The organism is Comamonas sp. Tr-654 (genome assembly GCF_011752915.1).
Lineage (GTDB): Bacteria > Pseudomonadota > Gammaproteobacteria > Burkholderiales > Burkholderiaceae_C > Comamonas.
In genome coordinates this window covers 751,837-767,479 of sequence record NZ_VWWQ01000002.1, presented here as the reverse complement: position 1 = coordinate 767,479, position 15,643 = coordinate 751,837, and the positions used below count along the sequence as shown (strand labels likewise).

Genomic DNA, 15,643 nt, shown 5'->3' with positions numbered 1-15,643 from the left:
GCTCTCCATGGATTTACCGAAATTTCGTCTCAGCCCCAACGCCTATGCGCTGGATCTGTTTGTGGCCGAAAGCGGTATCTGCTCCTGCTGCGGCCAAGCGCGTGAGCTCAAGTACAACAGCTCGTTTTACAGCCGCGAAGAGCCGGACTATCTCTGCCCCTGGTGCATTGCCGACGGCAGCGCAGCCCAGCGCTACGAGGGTGAATTCAACGACTACCTGGGCATTGAAGGCGTGAGCGCCGATCCCGACGAACCTGACAGCATCGTCATCGATCGCATGCTGCTGCTGGAAGTCTGCGAACGCACGCCCAGCTATCACAGCTGGCAGCAGGAGCAATGGCTAGTGCATTGCGATCAGCCCTGCGCCTTTGTGGGCTACACCGACCATATCGAAATCAAGCAGCTGGAGCAGGAGTTGCAGGCCGACATTGCCAACATGCCAGAGCGCTATCTGCAGGCCATCAGCAAGACCGGTGATCCGGTGGGCGGCTACCTGTTTCGTTGCGTGAAGTGCGGCGCGCACCGGCTGCACACCGATTGCAGCTAAAGCATGAGCACAGATGGCCTGCAGGTGGAATGCAGCCACCATATCGACGCCAGTGAGCCCGATGCCGAGGGCTTTTACGAGTACTACTACGAATACGACATCTACCGCTTCACGCTGGGCGGCCTGAGCCTGGTGGTGCGCAGCTACAGCGACACCAGCGCGCAGGCCAGTGTGCTTCGCCTGGAGGCAGCAGGTAAATCACGCGCCTTGCAGTTCAAGGACTTGCAGCGGCCGCTGCTGCTGCAGGCCAAGGCTCATCTACACACCCTGGGTAAACAGGATCTGCGCTGGTTCAACCCAAAATATGCGCGATACGATCCGCTTTAAGCAGATCGCAAGCAGCTTCAGGCTCCCGTTCGGCGCCCCCAGTTCATCACTGCCGTGCCCAGCACCGCCATGGCGCCACCCAGCAGCATGGAGCCGTCAACGCTTTCTCCCAGCAGCAAGGCCGAAAGCAGCACGCCGATCACCGGCACCAGCGTGATATAGCCCGAGGCGGCGCCCGCACCCAGCGATTTGACGCCCGCGAAGTACCAGGCATAGGCCAGGGCCGTGGAGCCATAGGCCATGAAGACCATGGCGGCCCAGGCCGTGCCACTGGCCTGGAACGCCGAAGCCAGCCCCTGCGGACCTTCCAGAACCAGGCTGACGGCCAGCAGCAGCAAGGCGCCGAAAATGGAAGTCACGGTAGTTGCAGCCAGTGCATCCACGCCTGCCAGCATGGCGCGGCCGATCAGCGTGTAGCAAACCCAGCAGGCCACGCAGCCCAGAATCAGCATCTCGCCCACCCCCACCGTTCCGTTGAGCAATTGCATGGGATCGCCGTGCGAGATGACCACCACGGCGCCGCAGGCCGCCAGCAACATGCCCAGGGCAATGGTGGCATTGATGCGTTCCTTGAACAGCCACACGGCAAGGGCCAGCGTGACCACCGGATTGAGCGTGATGAGCAGCGCCGCCTTGCCCGCAGGCAGATGCTGCAGACCGGTGAGGAAAAAGCTGGCGTAGCCGAACACCCCGGTCGCGCCTGCGGCAAACATGCCCAGCCAGGTCTTGGCAGACCAGTGCCTGAGAGCGCCCATCCCGCCTGAGAAATACAGCCAGGGCAGCAACAGGGTCGCGGCCAGCAAAAAGCGCAGTGCCGATGCTGCCAGCGGCGGCATGTTGAGCGCCAGAATGCGGCCTGCCGGCCAGGAAGCACCCCACATCAGGGCCATGCCCAGAAGACGCAGATGTGCACTCATCAAAGAGCTTTTGACGGATTCGGAAGTCATGAAGATGGCCAACAAAAAAAGCCGCAGCCATTCGATCGCGGGCAGCGGCTCAGATCAGGGATCTAAAGACCCGATATACCCGCAACACATTCCTGATGGATGCATGGCACAGCTGTCTGGCGCACTGCGCTATGCCTGCACAGGCTCCAGCAGCGCGGCATGCTTTTGCAACGCATCGCGCACCAGAGGCCGCAGCTGAGCGGCCTCGGAAGGCTCGTTCAAGGCCGCCAGAATGCGAAGCCGCATGCGCGGCTCCCAGAACTTCCGGATATGCTGGGCCACACCATCCAGCGCCTCGTCATGCTCAGGCATGCCTTCGAAGAACTCGGCTATGCGATTGGCCATGCGGATCAGGTTGTTCACGTCCATCACTGACCTCCCATTTCCAGCTGCGCCGCGGCCAGATGACCGAGCTGCTGGTCGTTGAAACGCCTGTAGCCTTGCTGCCAGCTTGAAGGCTGAGCCACGGGCAACACCTGCACGGCCGTCACCTTGTACTCGGGACAGTTGGTGGCCCAGTCCGAACTGTCGGTGGTGATCACATTCGCGCCCGACTCGGGGAAATGGAAGGTGGTGTAGACCACTCCGGGCTGTATGCGCTCGGTCACCGTGGCGCGCAACACCGTCTGGCCGGAGCGGCTTTCAATGCCCACCCAGTCACCATCGCGGATGCCGCGATCCTGTGCGTCATGCGGATGAACCTCGAGCCTGTCCTCGCCATGCCACTGGCTGTTGGCCGTACGCCGCGTCTGCGCACCCACGTTGTACTGCGAGAGGATGCGCCCCGTGGTCAGCAGCAGCGGGAAGCGCTGCGTGACCTTTTCATCGGTGGCCACGTACTGCGTGATGATGAAGCGGCCCTTGCCGCGCACGAATTTTTCCTTGTGCATGATGGACGTTCCCGCCTCTTCGGTGCCTTCATTGCAGGGCCACTGCACACTGCCCAGGCGCTCGATCTTCTCGTAGCTCACGCCCGCAAAAGTGGGGGTCAGGGCCGCAATCTCGGCCATGATCTCGCGCGGATGACCGTAGTTCATGGGATAGCCCAACGCATTGGACAAAAGCTGCGTCACCTCCCAGTCGGCATAGCCGGCCAGCGGCTGCATGAGCCGGGTCACGCGCGAGATGCGACGCTCTGCATTGGTGAACGTGCCGTCTTTCTCCATGAAGGACGATCCGGGCAGGAACACATGGGCGTACTTGGCCGTTTCATTGAGGAAGATGTCCTGCACCACCACGCATTCCATGGCCGAAAGCGCTGCCGTCACATGCTGAGTGTTCGGGTCGGACTGCACGATGTCCTCGCCCTCGCAGTACAGACCCATAAAGCTGCCTTCCAGCGCGGCCTCGAACATATTGGGAATGCGCAAGCCCGGCTCGGGACTGAGCCTCACGCCCCAGGCGCCTTCAAACTCGGCGCGCGTGATGCTGTCCGAGATATGGCGATAGCCCGGCAGCTCATGCGGAAAGCTGCCCATGTCGCAGGAGCCCTGGACATTGTTCTGCCCGCGCAAGGGATTCACGCCCACGCCTTCGCGCCCCACATTGCCCGTGGCCATAGCCAGATTGGCAATGCCCATGACCATGGTCGAGCCCTGCGCATGTTCTGTCACGCCCAGGCCGTAATAGATGGCGGAGTTGACCTGCCTTCCCTGCGGATGATCCGCACTGCCCAATGCATACAGCCGCGCCGCACCACGCACCAGCTCGGGGGCCACACCGGTGATGTCGGCCGTGGCCTCGGGCGAGTTCTCCGGCCTGGCAACGAACTCCTTCCATTGCGCAAAGGACTTGGCGTCGCAGCGCTCGTCGATATAGGCATCGGCCAGCCAGCCTTCGGTGACGATCACATGGGCCAGCGCCGTGATCATGGCCACGTTGGTGCCGGGCCTCAGCTGCAGGTGATAGTCGGCCTTGATATGGGGCGAGTTGACGAGCTCGATCTCGCGCGGGTCGATCACGATCAGGCCAGCGCCGGCACGCCGTGCATCGCCACGCAGCCGCTTTTTCATGCGCGAGCCGAACACCGGATGCGCCGCAGTGGGATTGGCTCCGATCACCATGATCACATCGGAATGCTCGACCGACTTGAAGGTCTGCGTGCCTGCCGAAGTGCCATAGGTCTGGCCCAGCCCATAGCCCGTGGGCGAGTGACAGACGCGCGCACAGGTATCGACATTGTTGTTGCCGAAGGCGGCGCGGATCAGCTTCTGCACCAGATAGGTTTCCTCGTTGGTGCAGCGCGACGAGGTGATGCCGCCAATCGAGTCCCGGCCATGCCTGGCCTGGATCCGGCGGAATTCGCTGGCCGCATGGCCTATCGCCTCCTCCCAGCTCACTTCGCGCCAGGGGTCGGTGATCTTGGCGCGGATCATGGGTTGGGTGATGCGGTCCTTGTGCGTGGCATAACCCCAGGCAAAACGCCCCTTGACGCAGGCATGGCCTTCGTTGGCCTTGCCGTCCTTCCAGGGCACCATGCGCACCACCTGCTCGCCCTTCATCTCGGCCTTGAAGCCGCAGCCCACGCCGCAGTATGCGCAGGTGGTGATCTCGCTGTGCTCGCTCTGGCCCAGCTCGACCACGGTCTTTTCCTGCAAGGTGGCCGTGGGGCAGGCCTGCACGCAAGCGCCGCAGCTTACGCAGTCGCTGGCCATGAAGCCGTCGCCCTGACCTGCCGTGATGCGCGACTCGAAACCGCGTCCGCTGATCGTCAGCGCAAACGTGCCCTGCGTTTCCTCGCAGGCGCGCACGCAGCGATTACAGACAATGCACTTGCTGGGGTCGTAGTTGAAATAGGGATTGGAGGTATCGACGGCCGCCTTGGCTTCGCCCTTGAAGTGGTTGGCTCCGTCCATGCCATAGCGCACCTCGCGCAGACCGACCACTCCGGCCATGTCCTGCAGCTCGCAGTCGCCGTTGGACGAGCAGGTCAGGCAGTCGAGCGGGTGATCGGAGATATAGAGCTCCATCACGCCCTTGCGCAGCTCCTGCAGCTGCGGGCTCTGGGTTCGCACGTTCATGCCTGCTTCGGCAGGCGTGGTGCAGGATGCAGGAAAGCCCTTGCGCCCCTCGATCTGCACCAGACACAGCCGGCAGGAACCAAAGGGCTCCAGCGAATCCGTGGCACAGAGCTTGGGCACCTTGATGCCGCCATCGACGGCGGCGCGCATCAGCGATGTGCCCTTGGGCACGGTGACCTCACGGCCGTCGATATGCAGCGTGACCAGTTCCTCGGACAGGCTGGCAGGTGTTCCGCAATCGGTGTTCTTCAAATGTTCCAGCATGGATCTCTCCTCAGACAGAGGTCACGGTCTGTACGGACTCGATACCGAAGTCCTGCGGATAGTGCTGCAGCGCAGAGCGCACCGGATAGGGGGTCATGCCGCCCATGGCGCACAGGCTGCCATGCTGCATGGTGTCGCACAGGCTCTCGAGCAGCGCCACATCAGCTGCATGCTCGGCGCCGCCTTGACGTGTGATGCGGTCTATCACCTCCACCCCTCGCGTGGAGCCGATGCGACAGGGCGTGCATTTGCCGCAGGACTCGATGGCGCAGAACTCCATGGCATAGCGCGCCAGTTGAGCCATATCCGCCTGATCGTCATGCACGACCAGACCGCCATGGCCGACCACATTGCCCTTGGCGGCATAGGCTTCGTAGTCCAGCGGATCATCCCAGTCTTCGGGTGCCACATAGCTTCCCAGCGGGCCGCCCACCTGAATGGCCTTGATGGGCCGGCCGCTGGCCGTGCCGCCGCCAAAGTCCTGCACCAGCTCGCGCAACGTCAGGCCGAAAGCCTTTTCCACCAAGCCGCCATGCGCGATATTGCCCGCCAGCTGGAACGGCAGCGTGCCGCGCGAGCGGCCCATGCCATAGCCCTGATAGAAGGCCGCGCCCCTGGCCAGGATGATGGGCACAGTCGCCAGCGTGATCACATTGTTGATGACCGTGGGCTTGCCGAACAGGCCTTCGATCGCGGGCAACGGAGGTTTGGCACGCACAATGCCGCGCCTGCCTTCGATGCTCTCCAGCATGGCGGTCTCTTCGCCGCAGACATAGCTGCCCGCACCCTTTCGCACCTGCAGCTGGAACGCCTTGCCGCTGCCGGCCACATTGCCACCCAGCCAACCCGCTGCACTGGCACGTTCAATCGCCTCGTTCAGCACCGCAATCGCATGCGGATATTCGCTGCGCACATAGATATAGCCCTGCGTCGCTCCCACGGCCAGACCAGCGATCGCCATGCCCTCGATCAGGCAGAACGGGTCGCCCTCCATCAGCAGACGGTCGGCGAACGTGCCCGAATCGCCTTCATCGGCATTGCAGGCAATGTACTTCTGCGGCCTTGTTCCCGCACTTTCTGCAGCCGCCACGGTCTTCCATTTGACCCCCGCCGGAAATGCCGCCCCGCCACGACCGCGCAGGCCAGAATCCAGCACCTGCTGGACGATGGCTTCGGGCGCCATGGCCGTAGCGGCCCTGAGGCCTTGCCAGCCGCCCTGGGCCTCATAGTCCCGCAGACTCAGCGGATCGATGATGCCCACGCGCGCAAAAGTCAGGCGCTCCTGCCGTGCCAGATAAGGCATCTGTTCGGTCAGCCCATGGCATAGCGCATGGGGCTGGCCCTGCAGCATGCCGGCGTCCAGCAGACCCGGCACGTCAGCCGCCTGAACCGGGCCGTAGGCCACGCGGCCCAGCGCAGTCTCGACTTCGACCAGGGTCTCCAGCCACAGCAAGCCGCGCGAGCCATTACGCACCAACTCCACCGTCAGGCCTCGCGTCGCGCACTCGCGCTGCAGCGCTTCGGCCACCACATCCGCGCCCATGGCCAGGGCCGCGGCATCGCGCGGCACATAGATGCGTACAGCATCGACGGCTTCATTTTCGAGAGCTGCCTGCGCTTTATCCTCCTTGGTTTCAAGCTGATTTTTCTGTATTTCTGCCAGCAAGGCGTCGAACCGGTCCGCAGTCATGCGTGCATGGACTTCGCTCTCGTCGACCATCACGGCCGGCGACTGGGCGCACAGCCCCAGGCAGTAGACAGGCTCCAGCGTCACGCTGCCATCGGCGCTCGTGCCATGGGCTTGGCAGCCCAGTGTCGCTTGCGCATGAGCGAACAATGCATCGGCACCGCGCGACTTGCAGGCTTCGGCCCGACAGATCTGGATCAGTGCCCTGCCATGCGGCTGCTCGCGCAAATGCGGGTAATAACTGACAACACCATGGACCTCTGCACGCGAAAGATTCAGGGCCTCGGCAATGGCGGGCACGGCAGCGCGCGGGATAAAGCCCAGCGCATTTTGCAGGGAGTGCAGCAGCTCGATCAGAGAGCCAGGGCGCGATGAATGGTCGGCAATGGCATGCTCGAGAGCTTCGCGCTCATGGCCACCGAGTGCGGAACCGGCACTGGCGGCTCCGTCTAAGGCGATGGGAATGATCTTCCCTTGAATGGCTGGCATGGGTGTCCCAACTGGCTTTCATTGTGGAAGCAGCGCGGTATGCTCCGCAGGCGCTTTGTCTCGTCTGCCATTTCAAGCCCTGAGCGGCAAGCCGTCAAATTCATATTCCTGATTGCGCCATTCAATGCGCAAATGAGCCGACACCCTGCGCCGATCTACCTGCAAGCTCCGATGCTCTCCGTTGACGCAGTTTCGCAGCGTCTCGTCCATGCACCGGGCTTGCCGCAAATCACGGTAATTGGCGTGATTTTTGGTAAGCTCACACGAACCATGATTCAGCAGCCGCCATCAGCCCTGACGCCACAAGATGGCTATCACTTTTCGGACCAGATCGGCCACCTGCTGCGACGCGTTTATCAAAGGCATGCCGCGCTTTTCCAGCAGTACATTCCCGACTCTCAGCTTACGGCAGCACAATTCGTGGTGCTGTGCTCCGTGCGTGACAACAAAGGCAGCTCTCTCGCCGACATCGTCAAGGCCACGGTGATAGATCAGGCCACCATACGCGGCGTGGTGGACCGGCTCAAGCAGCGCGAACTGGTACATGTGGAGCATGACCGCACGGACCGGCGCAAGGTCGTCATCAACCTCACTGAAGCCGGTCAGGATCTGGTGCACGACATGGAGCCCTTTGCCAAGCAGATCACCGAAAGCACCTACGGAAAGCTCAATCCCGCGGAGCGTCTGGCGCTGGATTTCCTGCTCAGAAAAATGCTGGAAGGCAGCGACTCCGAATGAGTTGCTGCAGCCCCCAAAAAAGCAAAGGCCAGAAGGAGCAATCCTTCTGGCCTTTTTGCTGAGCCGGCCGCTCAGACCGTCATCAATCCAGCGCCCGGTTGCGCGACTCCACGTCCACAGCCCAGATCGACAGCGCACCACCGACCAGCATCGCCGACAGCACGGCCAGGGCCATGGTGAAATGAGTGGCCATGAGGGGCGCGATGATGGCTGGGGCGAACAGGCCGCCGAAACGCGCCACAGCACCTGCCATGCCCATGCCGCTGGCACGCAGGTCGGTCGGGTAGACCTCGGGCGTGAAGGCATACAACGCGCCCCAGGTACCCAGTAGCGAGAAGCTCATCAGCAGCGTCGATCCAATCACCACGAAGGGCGAGGAGCCCAGGCTGTAGAGCATGCAGCCCACGGCGCTCAGCAGCAGGAAGCCGATCAGCGTGGGCTTGCGGCCCCAGCGCTCCACACCGTAGGCCGACAGCGCAAAACCGGGCAGTTGCACCAGTGCCAGCACCACCAGGAAGACCTGGCCACGCATGAAGGCAAAGCCTTCGCTGCTGAGCTTGACGGGCAGGTAGACAAAGACGCCGTAGTAGGCGATGGAGATCAGCGCCCAGGCCAGGAACAGCGAGAAGCTGCGACGGCGCAGATCCTGCGAGAACAGGGAGAAGAGAGACTTGCGCTCCTGCTTTTCAGGCTGCAGGGCCGGAATGTCGACCGTGTTTCCGTTGACCTTGGCCACCCGTTGCAGCACCTTGCGCGCCTCTTCGGACTTGCCGTTACGGTTCAGGTACATGGGCGATTCGGGGATGTAGAAGCGCAGCACCACGCCGATCAGCGCCGGCAGTCCGGTCACGAAAAAGATCACGCGCCAGGCATCCTCGCCCCAATATACGGCTACCAGCGCCAGGATGGCCAGGAAGATGGTACCCACAGCCCAGAACGACTCCAACAGCACCAGCCAGCGGCCACGGCGGTCGCTGGGCAGGAACTCGGCCATCATGGTGTAGTCCACGGGCAACGTGCCGCCCACGCCAATGCCAGTGATGAAGCGAAGCACCAGCAGCCAGGCGAAATCGGGCGCAAAGGCCGAAGCAACTCCCGCAAAGGCGTCGATCACCACGGCCATCATCAGCACCGGACGGCGGCCTATGCGGTCTGCCAGTCTGCCGAAGACGAAGGCACCGATCAGCATGCCGATGAAGAAGAAGGTGCCGGTCTGCAGCGCCTCGGGCACGGTCTTGCCGAAAGTCTTGGCAATGGATGGCGCACTGAAACCAATGGACAGCACCTGCATGGCGTCCGCCAGCCAGACCAGGCCGAAGATCACGAACAGCCGGTACTGAAACTTGCCCACACCCGCAGTCTGGATGCCTTTTTCCACTGAAATATATGTAGATGACATGCAGGGACTCCTTTTTTAGTCATCGCAATTGTTGAATCTGTCTTTCTCGCAAGCACCGCCATTCGGCCTCGGCCTCTTCGTGCATTGCTTTCCACCCATCACACATCCAGAGCGAACCACTCCCTCGGCGCCATTTCCATGGACCGATGAAATAGATTCCAGATGTCGGTATCTGCATCCAGGCGATGGGCACATTCCGTACGGTCGGCATAGCGATAGCCCGTCCGTGGCTGTCCATCCCCTGTCCCCAGCATCAGATGTCCGGACCCGGCCCCTGGAGAGATTCCAGGGCAAGAGATCCATATCCGCGGCACCGCCCATGCCGCCGCCCGCCGCAGCCCCTAGGGCGCATGCGCCTGCACCTGCGCTCGCAGCCGCTTAATCGTCTTCGTATCGTCTGGCCAAGCTTTTTCCTCCGGTGCAAATCGTTGACGCAAATATCCGATCAGGTCCGCAATCTGCCTGTCGTCCAGGCTGTCCCTGAAGCCGGGCATATAGCCCAGCGCATCGTCGGCGGGTGTCTGGATGCCGTTCAGGATGACCTGGAGCAGGTTGTCCGGGCTTGCGGCATGCAGGTTGGTGTTCAGGGCCAGCAGAGGCTTGACGCCGAACAGCGTGGGCCCGCTGCCCGCCTCATGGCAGACCGCGCAAGCGTTCTGGTAGATGCGCTCGCCGTTGACCTGACGCGCCATCTCCGGGGCCGACGCGGCCACGGGGGCGGCCACCGTTGTAGTCAGAGGAGCGACGGGCGCGGCCTGGCCCGGTGCGGTCTGCGCATCCTGTGCGGTCTGGCCCGGCAGTTCCATCAGATACGTGGCCATAGCGCGCACATCGGCTTCAGGCAACTGGGCCAAGCCGTGAATGACGGGCGCCATGGGCCCCGCCGCCACGCCATGGCAGGCCGAGAAGCCCGTGCGCAGGTACTGGTACAGCTCTTCGCGACTCCAGGGCAGCTTGCCGCCGGCCAGCTGGTTGAGCGCAGGGGCGCTCCAGCCTTCGGCCTCGCCGCCGCCCAGATAGCGGATGCCGCTCTTTTCGGCCCCCAACGCATTGCGCGGCGAGTGGCAGGCGGCGCAATGGCCCGCGCCTTCGACCAAATAGGCACCCCGGTTCCATTCGGAGCTGCGCGCGGGGTCGGCCTTGAAGGGCGTGGCGTCGTGAAACAGCAGATTCCAGCCGGCCATGGCCGGGCGCAGGTTGTAGGGAAAGGCCAGTTGCGTCTCGGGGGCCTTGGCCTTCACGGCGGGCTGGGACATCAGGTAGCCATATAGGGCCTGCAGGTCACCCTCGCTGAGCTTGGCGAAGGCCGTGTACGGGAATGCCGGATACAGCTGACGTCCATCCTGGTGGATGCCGTGGCGCATGGCGCGCTCGAAGGCCGCATAAGACCAGCGGCCGATGCCAGTTTCGTTGTCGGGCGTGATGTTGGTGGAGTAGATGGTGCCGAACGGCGTCTCCAGCCCCAAGCCTCCCGCATTGGAGGCACCACCCGGCGCCGTATGGCAGACCACACAGTCACCCGCGGCAGCCACCAGGCGGCCGCGCTCCAGGGCCTGGGGCGAATAAAGGGAGACGTCTGGCCCGTCCGTCAGCGGCAGGGCCGGCTTCAGCGGCCAAGCCATGGCAGCCATGCCGGCAAGGCCCGCGGCACCTGCCGCCAGCCAGCCCCAGCCACGACCGGACTTTGCAATGGATGATTTGCCCGCGCCCTCGCCGGCCAGCGCCAGGCGCAGTTGTTCAGGCCGAAAGGGCACTTCGCGCAGGCGCACGCCCGTTGCATGGTGGATGGCGTTGGCAATGGCGGCGGCGGCGGGCAGCGTGGCCACCCCGTCCAGCGCCAGACCACCCTGGCAAATGGGTCCGACATCGCCGCGCGCATGCTGCGCCAGATCGGAACTTGGCTTGGCGATCACATCGAAACCAGTAGCGGAAGCGCCGGAACCAGTCCAGTCGTCGAAAGCGGGAGCCGTGCCCAGCAACCTGCGCGCATCGGCCAGCAACTGCGGGTCCTGCTGCACGATTTCGGGCCGCGTACTGGCCGCCTGAGCCGCATGCAGACTGCGACTGTCATGGCCGGCCACCACACGGGTCACCTCAATCTCGCCGGTGAGCGGATGCACGGCCACCTCGGCCACCCAGGCGCTCCAGGCATGCAGGTCGACGCCCTGAGCATCCAGAGTCTGCAACTGGGCAGTGGCAAAGCCTCGACCCAGCAGGCGGCCATCGGTGTCTTGCGGAATGTCGTCTTGCGGTGATACCTGCGCACGCTCAGCCACCTGCTGCGCGAGATTGCGCACCGGGCCTTCGGGCAGATGCTGCAGGCGCCATTGCAGAGGGTCTTGCCCCAGGCCCAAGGCCTGCTCATGCCAATGGCTTTCACGGGCAAAGACCTGGGCGGCATTCAGATCGTCGACACCGGCATGCCGCAGGCTGGCCACCACCTTGCGCTCGCGCACTTCGCCGGCATCGAGCACGGTGGCCAGAGCGGCGGCTCGCGTCAAGCCGGGCTGGCTCAGCATGCGCGCCATGCTGGGTCGCACGGCCCAGGGCGTGTCGGACAGCAGCAGCTCGGGCTGCGGCGGTGCATTGCCTTCATGGACCTGCACCATCGTGCCGGCTTCAAGTGCCTGCGACGTCTGCGCATCCACACGCAGCACCAACTCGCGGCTGTCGCCGGCCCCCGCAGCCCCGGCCTCGCAGGCCACGCTGACAGGCCGGCCCACGGCATGGGACAGCAGTGCCGCATCGGCGGCCGCATCCATGAGGTCCAGTGGATGCACGCTGCCAGAGCCCATGGCCGGCACGCTGAACAGCCGCAGCGCGGATTCCTGGCACTGAAGCAGCGCGACCAATTCACGGCCGATCATCTGGCGTACGTCGGCTTCGCACGACGGCAGCCAGAGGCTGATATGACCGTCCAGGCACCACGCGGCCACGCGTGCCGTGCCGGAACCGGCGCTCGCACCAGCCATGCGCCAGACATAGCGGCCGGTATCGATCGACTCGTGCGATCCGGATGAATGAGTGACAGGGCGAGCCAGCAAGGCCGCCTGCCCGTCCTTCCATACAGGCACCAGGCTGGCAAGCGCCTGCCGTGCATGGACGGGCGCTACGGCAACCACGCCCAGAAAATGCTCGCGCTGCACGACGGCCACCACGCCGGACATCGCCTGCGCCTGGTCCAGCCGCGCATGGACGGGCACGCTGCCTTGGTAGCGCAGCCCGTCCCAGGCCGCGACGGGCGGGCGCAGCGCCAGGCCATGCAGCAGGTCGGAAGGCAGGGCGAGAGTGTTGTCGGCCATATTCATGACTGGACCCCGCCCGCGCTTGAAGATGGAACGCCGGAGGGTGCCTGCAGCGTGGCCCGTTCCGCACGCAGCTGCACGGCGCGCAGGGCCGCCTGCATGATTTCCACATGCGTGCCGCAGCGGCACAGGTTGTGGTGCAGCTCGTTGCGCAGTTCCTGCTCGGTGGGGTTCGGGTTGCGGCGCAGCAAGGCCTCCACTGTCATGATCATGCCGTTGAGACAGTAGCCGCACTGGGCTGCCTGGCAGTCAATGAAGGCCTGCTGCGTGGGACCCGGGCACTGGCGCGAACCCAGGCCTTCCAGCGTGGTCACTTCTCGGCCCACTGCCGCCTTCACGGGAATCACGCAGGAACGCGCGGCCACGCCATCGATCAGCACCGTGCAGGCACCGCACTCTCCCAGTCCGCAGCCGTACTTGGGCCCGTTCAGCTCCAAGTCATTGCGCAGCACATGCAGCAGCGCCGACCCTGGCGCGGCCGGCACCTCGCATGCGCGTGCATTGACCTGCAGGAGGGTGAGGTGGGAGGGACTGCTTGAATGAACTGGGATTCCCATGGGACGAGGCTCTTGCAACTGCGGTTCAGGATGTCGGCGTTCTGCAGCCGGACAGGAGAGGGATATTCCTCCCTGTCCAGCGGGCAGCGAGTATCAGGCAGCGGCCTTGACCCTGGGCTCAATCAGGGGCACGTTGAACACGTCATAGCCGAAGCACCAGGACGGATCTTCGTTGGTGCGCAGCCAGGTGTTGTCGTGCGAGATGCGCTGCACCTTGCTAGCGCGCTCGGCACGGTTGGCCTCGTACAGCGCGAAGGCCAGTTCATGGTTGTGCGCACCGACTTCCTTGAGGCAGCGCGCCAGCATGGCACCGTCCTCGATGGCCATGGCCGCGCCCTGGGCCATGTGGGGCTTCATGGGATGGCAGGCATCACCCAGCAGCACCAGGCGGCCACGGCTCCACAACGGCAGCGGGTCGCGCTCCAACAGCGACCATTTGGTCACTTCCACGGTGGCGTCGATCAGCGCCTGCACCGTAGGGTGCCAGCCCGAGAAGGCCTCGCGCATCTCTTCCTTGCTGCTGGGCAGCCAGCGGTCTTCGAGGTCCCACTTCTCGACCGGAACGCCGGTCACGTAGTACAGCTCGTCGGCCTTGCCGGTGACGAAGTAGGTCATCATGTGGCGATCATCGCTCCACCACTTCACGCAGGCGTCGAAGGGCAGCATGCCGGCCTTGACTTCGGGCGTGGGGAATACGGCGCGATGGGCCAGGTAGCCGGCGTACTTTGGCAGCTCTGGGCCCAGCAGCTCTTCGCGGATGCGGGAGTTCACGCCATCGGCTCCGATGACGATGTCGGCCTCTTCGGTAGTTCCATCGGCGAAGTGCATGAGCACCACATTGCCCCGATCCTCAACCTTGGTCAGGAACTTGCCATAGGCCATCACGCTGTCGGGCAGGGCCTCGATCAGCAGCGCATGAAAGTCGCCGCGGTGCACGGTGAGGTAGCTGGCGCCGTATTCCTTGACGGCGTAGTCGCCCAGCGGGATCTGGGCCAGCACGTCGCCCGTCTCCCAGTGGCGGCTGTACCAGTAGTCTGGGTGGGAGCCCTGCTCGTTGAGCGCGTCCTCAATGCCGATGCGACGCAGGATCTTCATCACATTGGGACCGACGTGGATGCCGGCTCCCAGACGAGAGAAGCTGGGCGCCTGCTCATAGACGCGGACATTGAAGCCTTCCTGGAGCAGCAGCTTGGCAGCAGCGGCCCCGCCAAGACCAGCACCGACAACGGCGATTCGAGGGGATTGAGACACAGTTTTTCTCCTTGCAGGAATGTTGAAAGCCAGACGGGGCAACCGTTGCTTCGGCGCGTCCATAAATGCTTAAGAGCAGGAAGCGTGCCAGGCAGCGAAACACTTAATTCAGGTGTATGCACTTAAATTCCAAAAACCACACATGCACCACGGAGCGGAAGAATAAATTGGAATTCAACATTTTTGGTGCAAATTTCGCACCAAATAAGTACAAACACCGAGAAAACTCTCATTTGCAAGCCGGCATATCTTTTGCAAGAATAAAGCGTACACACTCAATTGATTCTGATCAGAAACCCTCAAAACTCTGCAAAGGCAAGTCATGACCCAAACGTTCCGCATCGGCCAGATCGTCCCCAGCTCCAACACCACCATGGAGACCGAAGTGCCGGCCATGCTGCAGGCCCATTCCACGCTGCGCCCCCAGGACCGCTTCACCTTCCACTCCAGCCGCATGCGCATGAAGAAAGTGGTGAAGGAAGAGCTGGCCGCCATGGATGCCGAGAGCGACCGCTGCGCGCTGGAACTCAGCGATGCGCGCGTGGATGTGCTGGGTTATGCCTGCCTCGTGGCCATCATGGCCATGGGCCACGGCTACCACCGCGTCTCGCAGGCCCGACTGACCGAGCGCACGGCCAGCAACGGCGCCACCGCGCCCGTGATAACCAGCGCGGGTGCGCTGGTGGAGGCGCTGAAGGTCATGGGCGCCAAGAAGATTGCCCTGGTCGCCCCCTACATGGTCCCCCTGACCGAGCTGGTCAAGAACTACATCGCCGCCGAAGGCTTCGAGGTGGTGGACTGGCGTGCACTGGAAATCCCCGACAACCTCGACGTGGGCCGCCACGACCCATCCAAACTACCCGGCATCGTGGCGGGCATGAACTACGCCGACGCCGACGTGATCGTGCTGTCGGCCTGCGTGCAGATGCCCTCGCTGCCGGCAGTGGCCCAGGTCGAGGCCGAAACCGGCAAACCCGTGCTGACCGCCTCCATCGCCACCACCTACGCCATCCTCAAGGAACTGGGCCTCGACCCCGTGGTGCCGGGCGCAGGTGCGCTGCTGTCGGGCGCCTACCCCTACGACACGGCGGCCAAGGCCTGAGGAGAAACCG

At 63.6% G+C, this 15,643-nt stretch carries 12 protein-coding genes; 4 read left to right on the top strand and 8 right to left on the bottom strand.

What is annotated here, in order from left to right; genetic code table 11:
- Positions 1 to 7 precede the first annotated feature (7 nt).
- Together F3J24_RS09180 and F3J24_RS09175 are read left to right on the top strand one after the other, a co-directional pair.
- A complete protein-coding gene (locus tag F3J24_RS09180) occupies positions 8 to 547 on the top strand; it encodes a CbrC family protein (RefSeq protein ID WP_167005002.1) in 540 nt (179 codons plus the stop codon).
- 3 nt (positions 548 to 550) lie between these two features.
- Positions 551 to 874, top strand: a complete 324-nt coding sequence (locus F3J24_RS09175; RefSeq protein WP_167005000.1) for a hypothetical protein — start codon at positions 551 to 553, stop codon at positions 872 to 874.
- A 17-nt stretch (positions 875 to 891) separates the two neighbouring features.
- On the opposite strand, the gene F3J24_RS09170 is transcribed toward F3J24_RS09175, so the two are convergent.
- From F3J24_RS09170 to F3J24_RS09155, 4 genes are all read right to left on the bottom strand, one after another.
- Positions 892 to 1,821 (bottom strand): DMT family transporter, encoded by a 930-nt coding sequence (locus F3J24_RS09170; protein ID WP_205244661.1) that lies wholly within the window; start codon positions 1,819 to 1,821, stop codon positions 892 to 894.
- Positions 1,822 to 1,950: 129 nt separating this feature from the next.
- Complete coding sequence (locus tag F3J24_RS09165; protein ID WP_167004997.1) at positions 1,951 to 2,190, bottom strand: formate dehydrogenase subunit delta; 240 nt, start codon at positions 2,188 to 2,190, stop codon at positions 1,951 to 1,953.
- Complete coding sequence (fdhF, locus tag F3J24_RS09160) at positions 2,190 to 5,105, bottom strand: formate dehydrogenase subunit alpha (RefSeq protein ID WP_167004994.1); 2,916 nt, start codon at positions 5,103 to 5,105, stop codon at positions 2,190 to 2,192. The genes F3J24_RS09165 and fdhF overlap by 1 nt, the downstream gene beginning before the upstream one ends.
- Before the next feature lie 10 nt (positions 5,106 to 5,115).
- Positions 5,116 to 7,281, bottom strand: coding sequence for a formate dehydrogenase subunit gamma (locus F3J24_RS09155; RefSeq protein WP_167004991.1), 2,166 nt, complete (start codon positions 7,279 to 7,281; stop codon positions 5,116 to 5,118).
- Between the two features lie 270 nt (positions 7,282 to 7,551).
- On the opposite strand from F3J24_RS09155, the gene F3J24_RS09150 reads away from it, so the two are divergent.
- Positions 7,552 to 8,019, top strand: a complete 468-nt coding sequence (locus tag F3J24_RS09150) for a MarR family winged helix-turn-helix transcriptional regulator (RefSeq protein ID WP_043376850.1) — start codon at positions 7,552 to 7,554, stop codon at positions 8,017 to 8,019.
- Between the two features lie 82 nt (positions 8,020 to 8,101).
- Here F3J24_RS09150 and F3J24_RS09145 read toward each other — a convergent pair whose 3' ends face one another.
- The 4 genes from F3J24_RS09145 to F3J24_RS09130 form a co-directional block, all read right to left on the bottom strand.
- The gene (locus F3J24_RS09145; RefSeq protein WP_167004988.1) at positions 8,102 to 9,418 is read right to left on the bottom strand and encodes an MFS transporter; all 1,317 of its coding nucleotides are present in this window, start codon (positions 9,416 to 9,418) and stop codon (positions 8,102 to 8,104) included.
- Positions 9,419 to 9,759: 341 nt separating this feature from the next.
- Entirely contained in the window at positions 9,760 to 12,720 is a 2,961-nt protein-coding gene (locus tag F3J24_RS09140) for a c-type cytochrome (RefSeq protein WP_370527725.1), read from the bottom strand.
- 2 nt (positions 12,721 to 12,722) lie between these two features.
- The gene (locus F3J24_RS09135; RefSeq protein WP_167004982.1) at positions 12,723 to 13,280 is read right to left on the bottom strand and encodes a (2Fe-2S)-binding protein; all 558 of its coding nucleotides are present in this window, start codon (positions 13,278 to 13,280) and stop codon (positions 12,723 to 12,725) included.
- A gap of 93 nt (positions 13,281 to 13,373) precedes the next feature.
- Positions 13,374 to 14,531, bottom strand: coding sequence for an FAD-dependent monooxygenase (locus F3J24_RS09130; RefSeq protein ID WP_167004979.1), 1,158 nt, complete (start codon positions 14,529 to 14,531; stop codon positions 13,374 to 13,376).
- A gap of 322 nt (positions 14,532 to 14,853) precedes the next feature.
- Between F3J24_RS09130 and F3J24_RS09125 the strand changes: the two genes are divergently transcribed.
- Positions 14,854 to 15,633, top strand: coding sequence for an Asp/Glu racemase (locus F3J24_RS09125; protein ID WP_167004976.1), 780 nt, complete (start codon positions 14,854 to 14,856; stop codon positions 15,631 to 15,633).
- Positions 15,634 to 15,643: the final 10 nt, after the last annotated feature.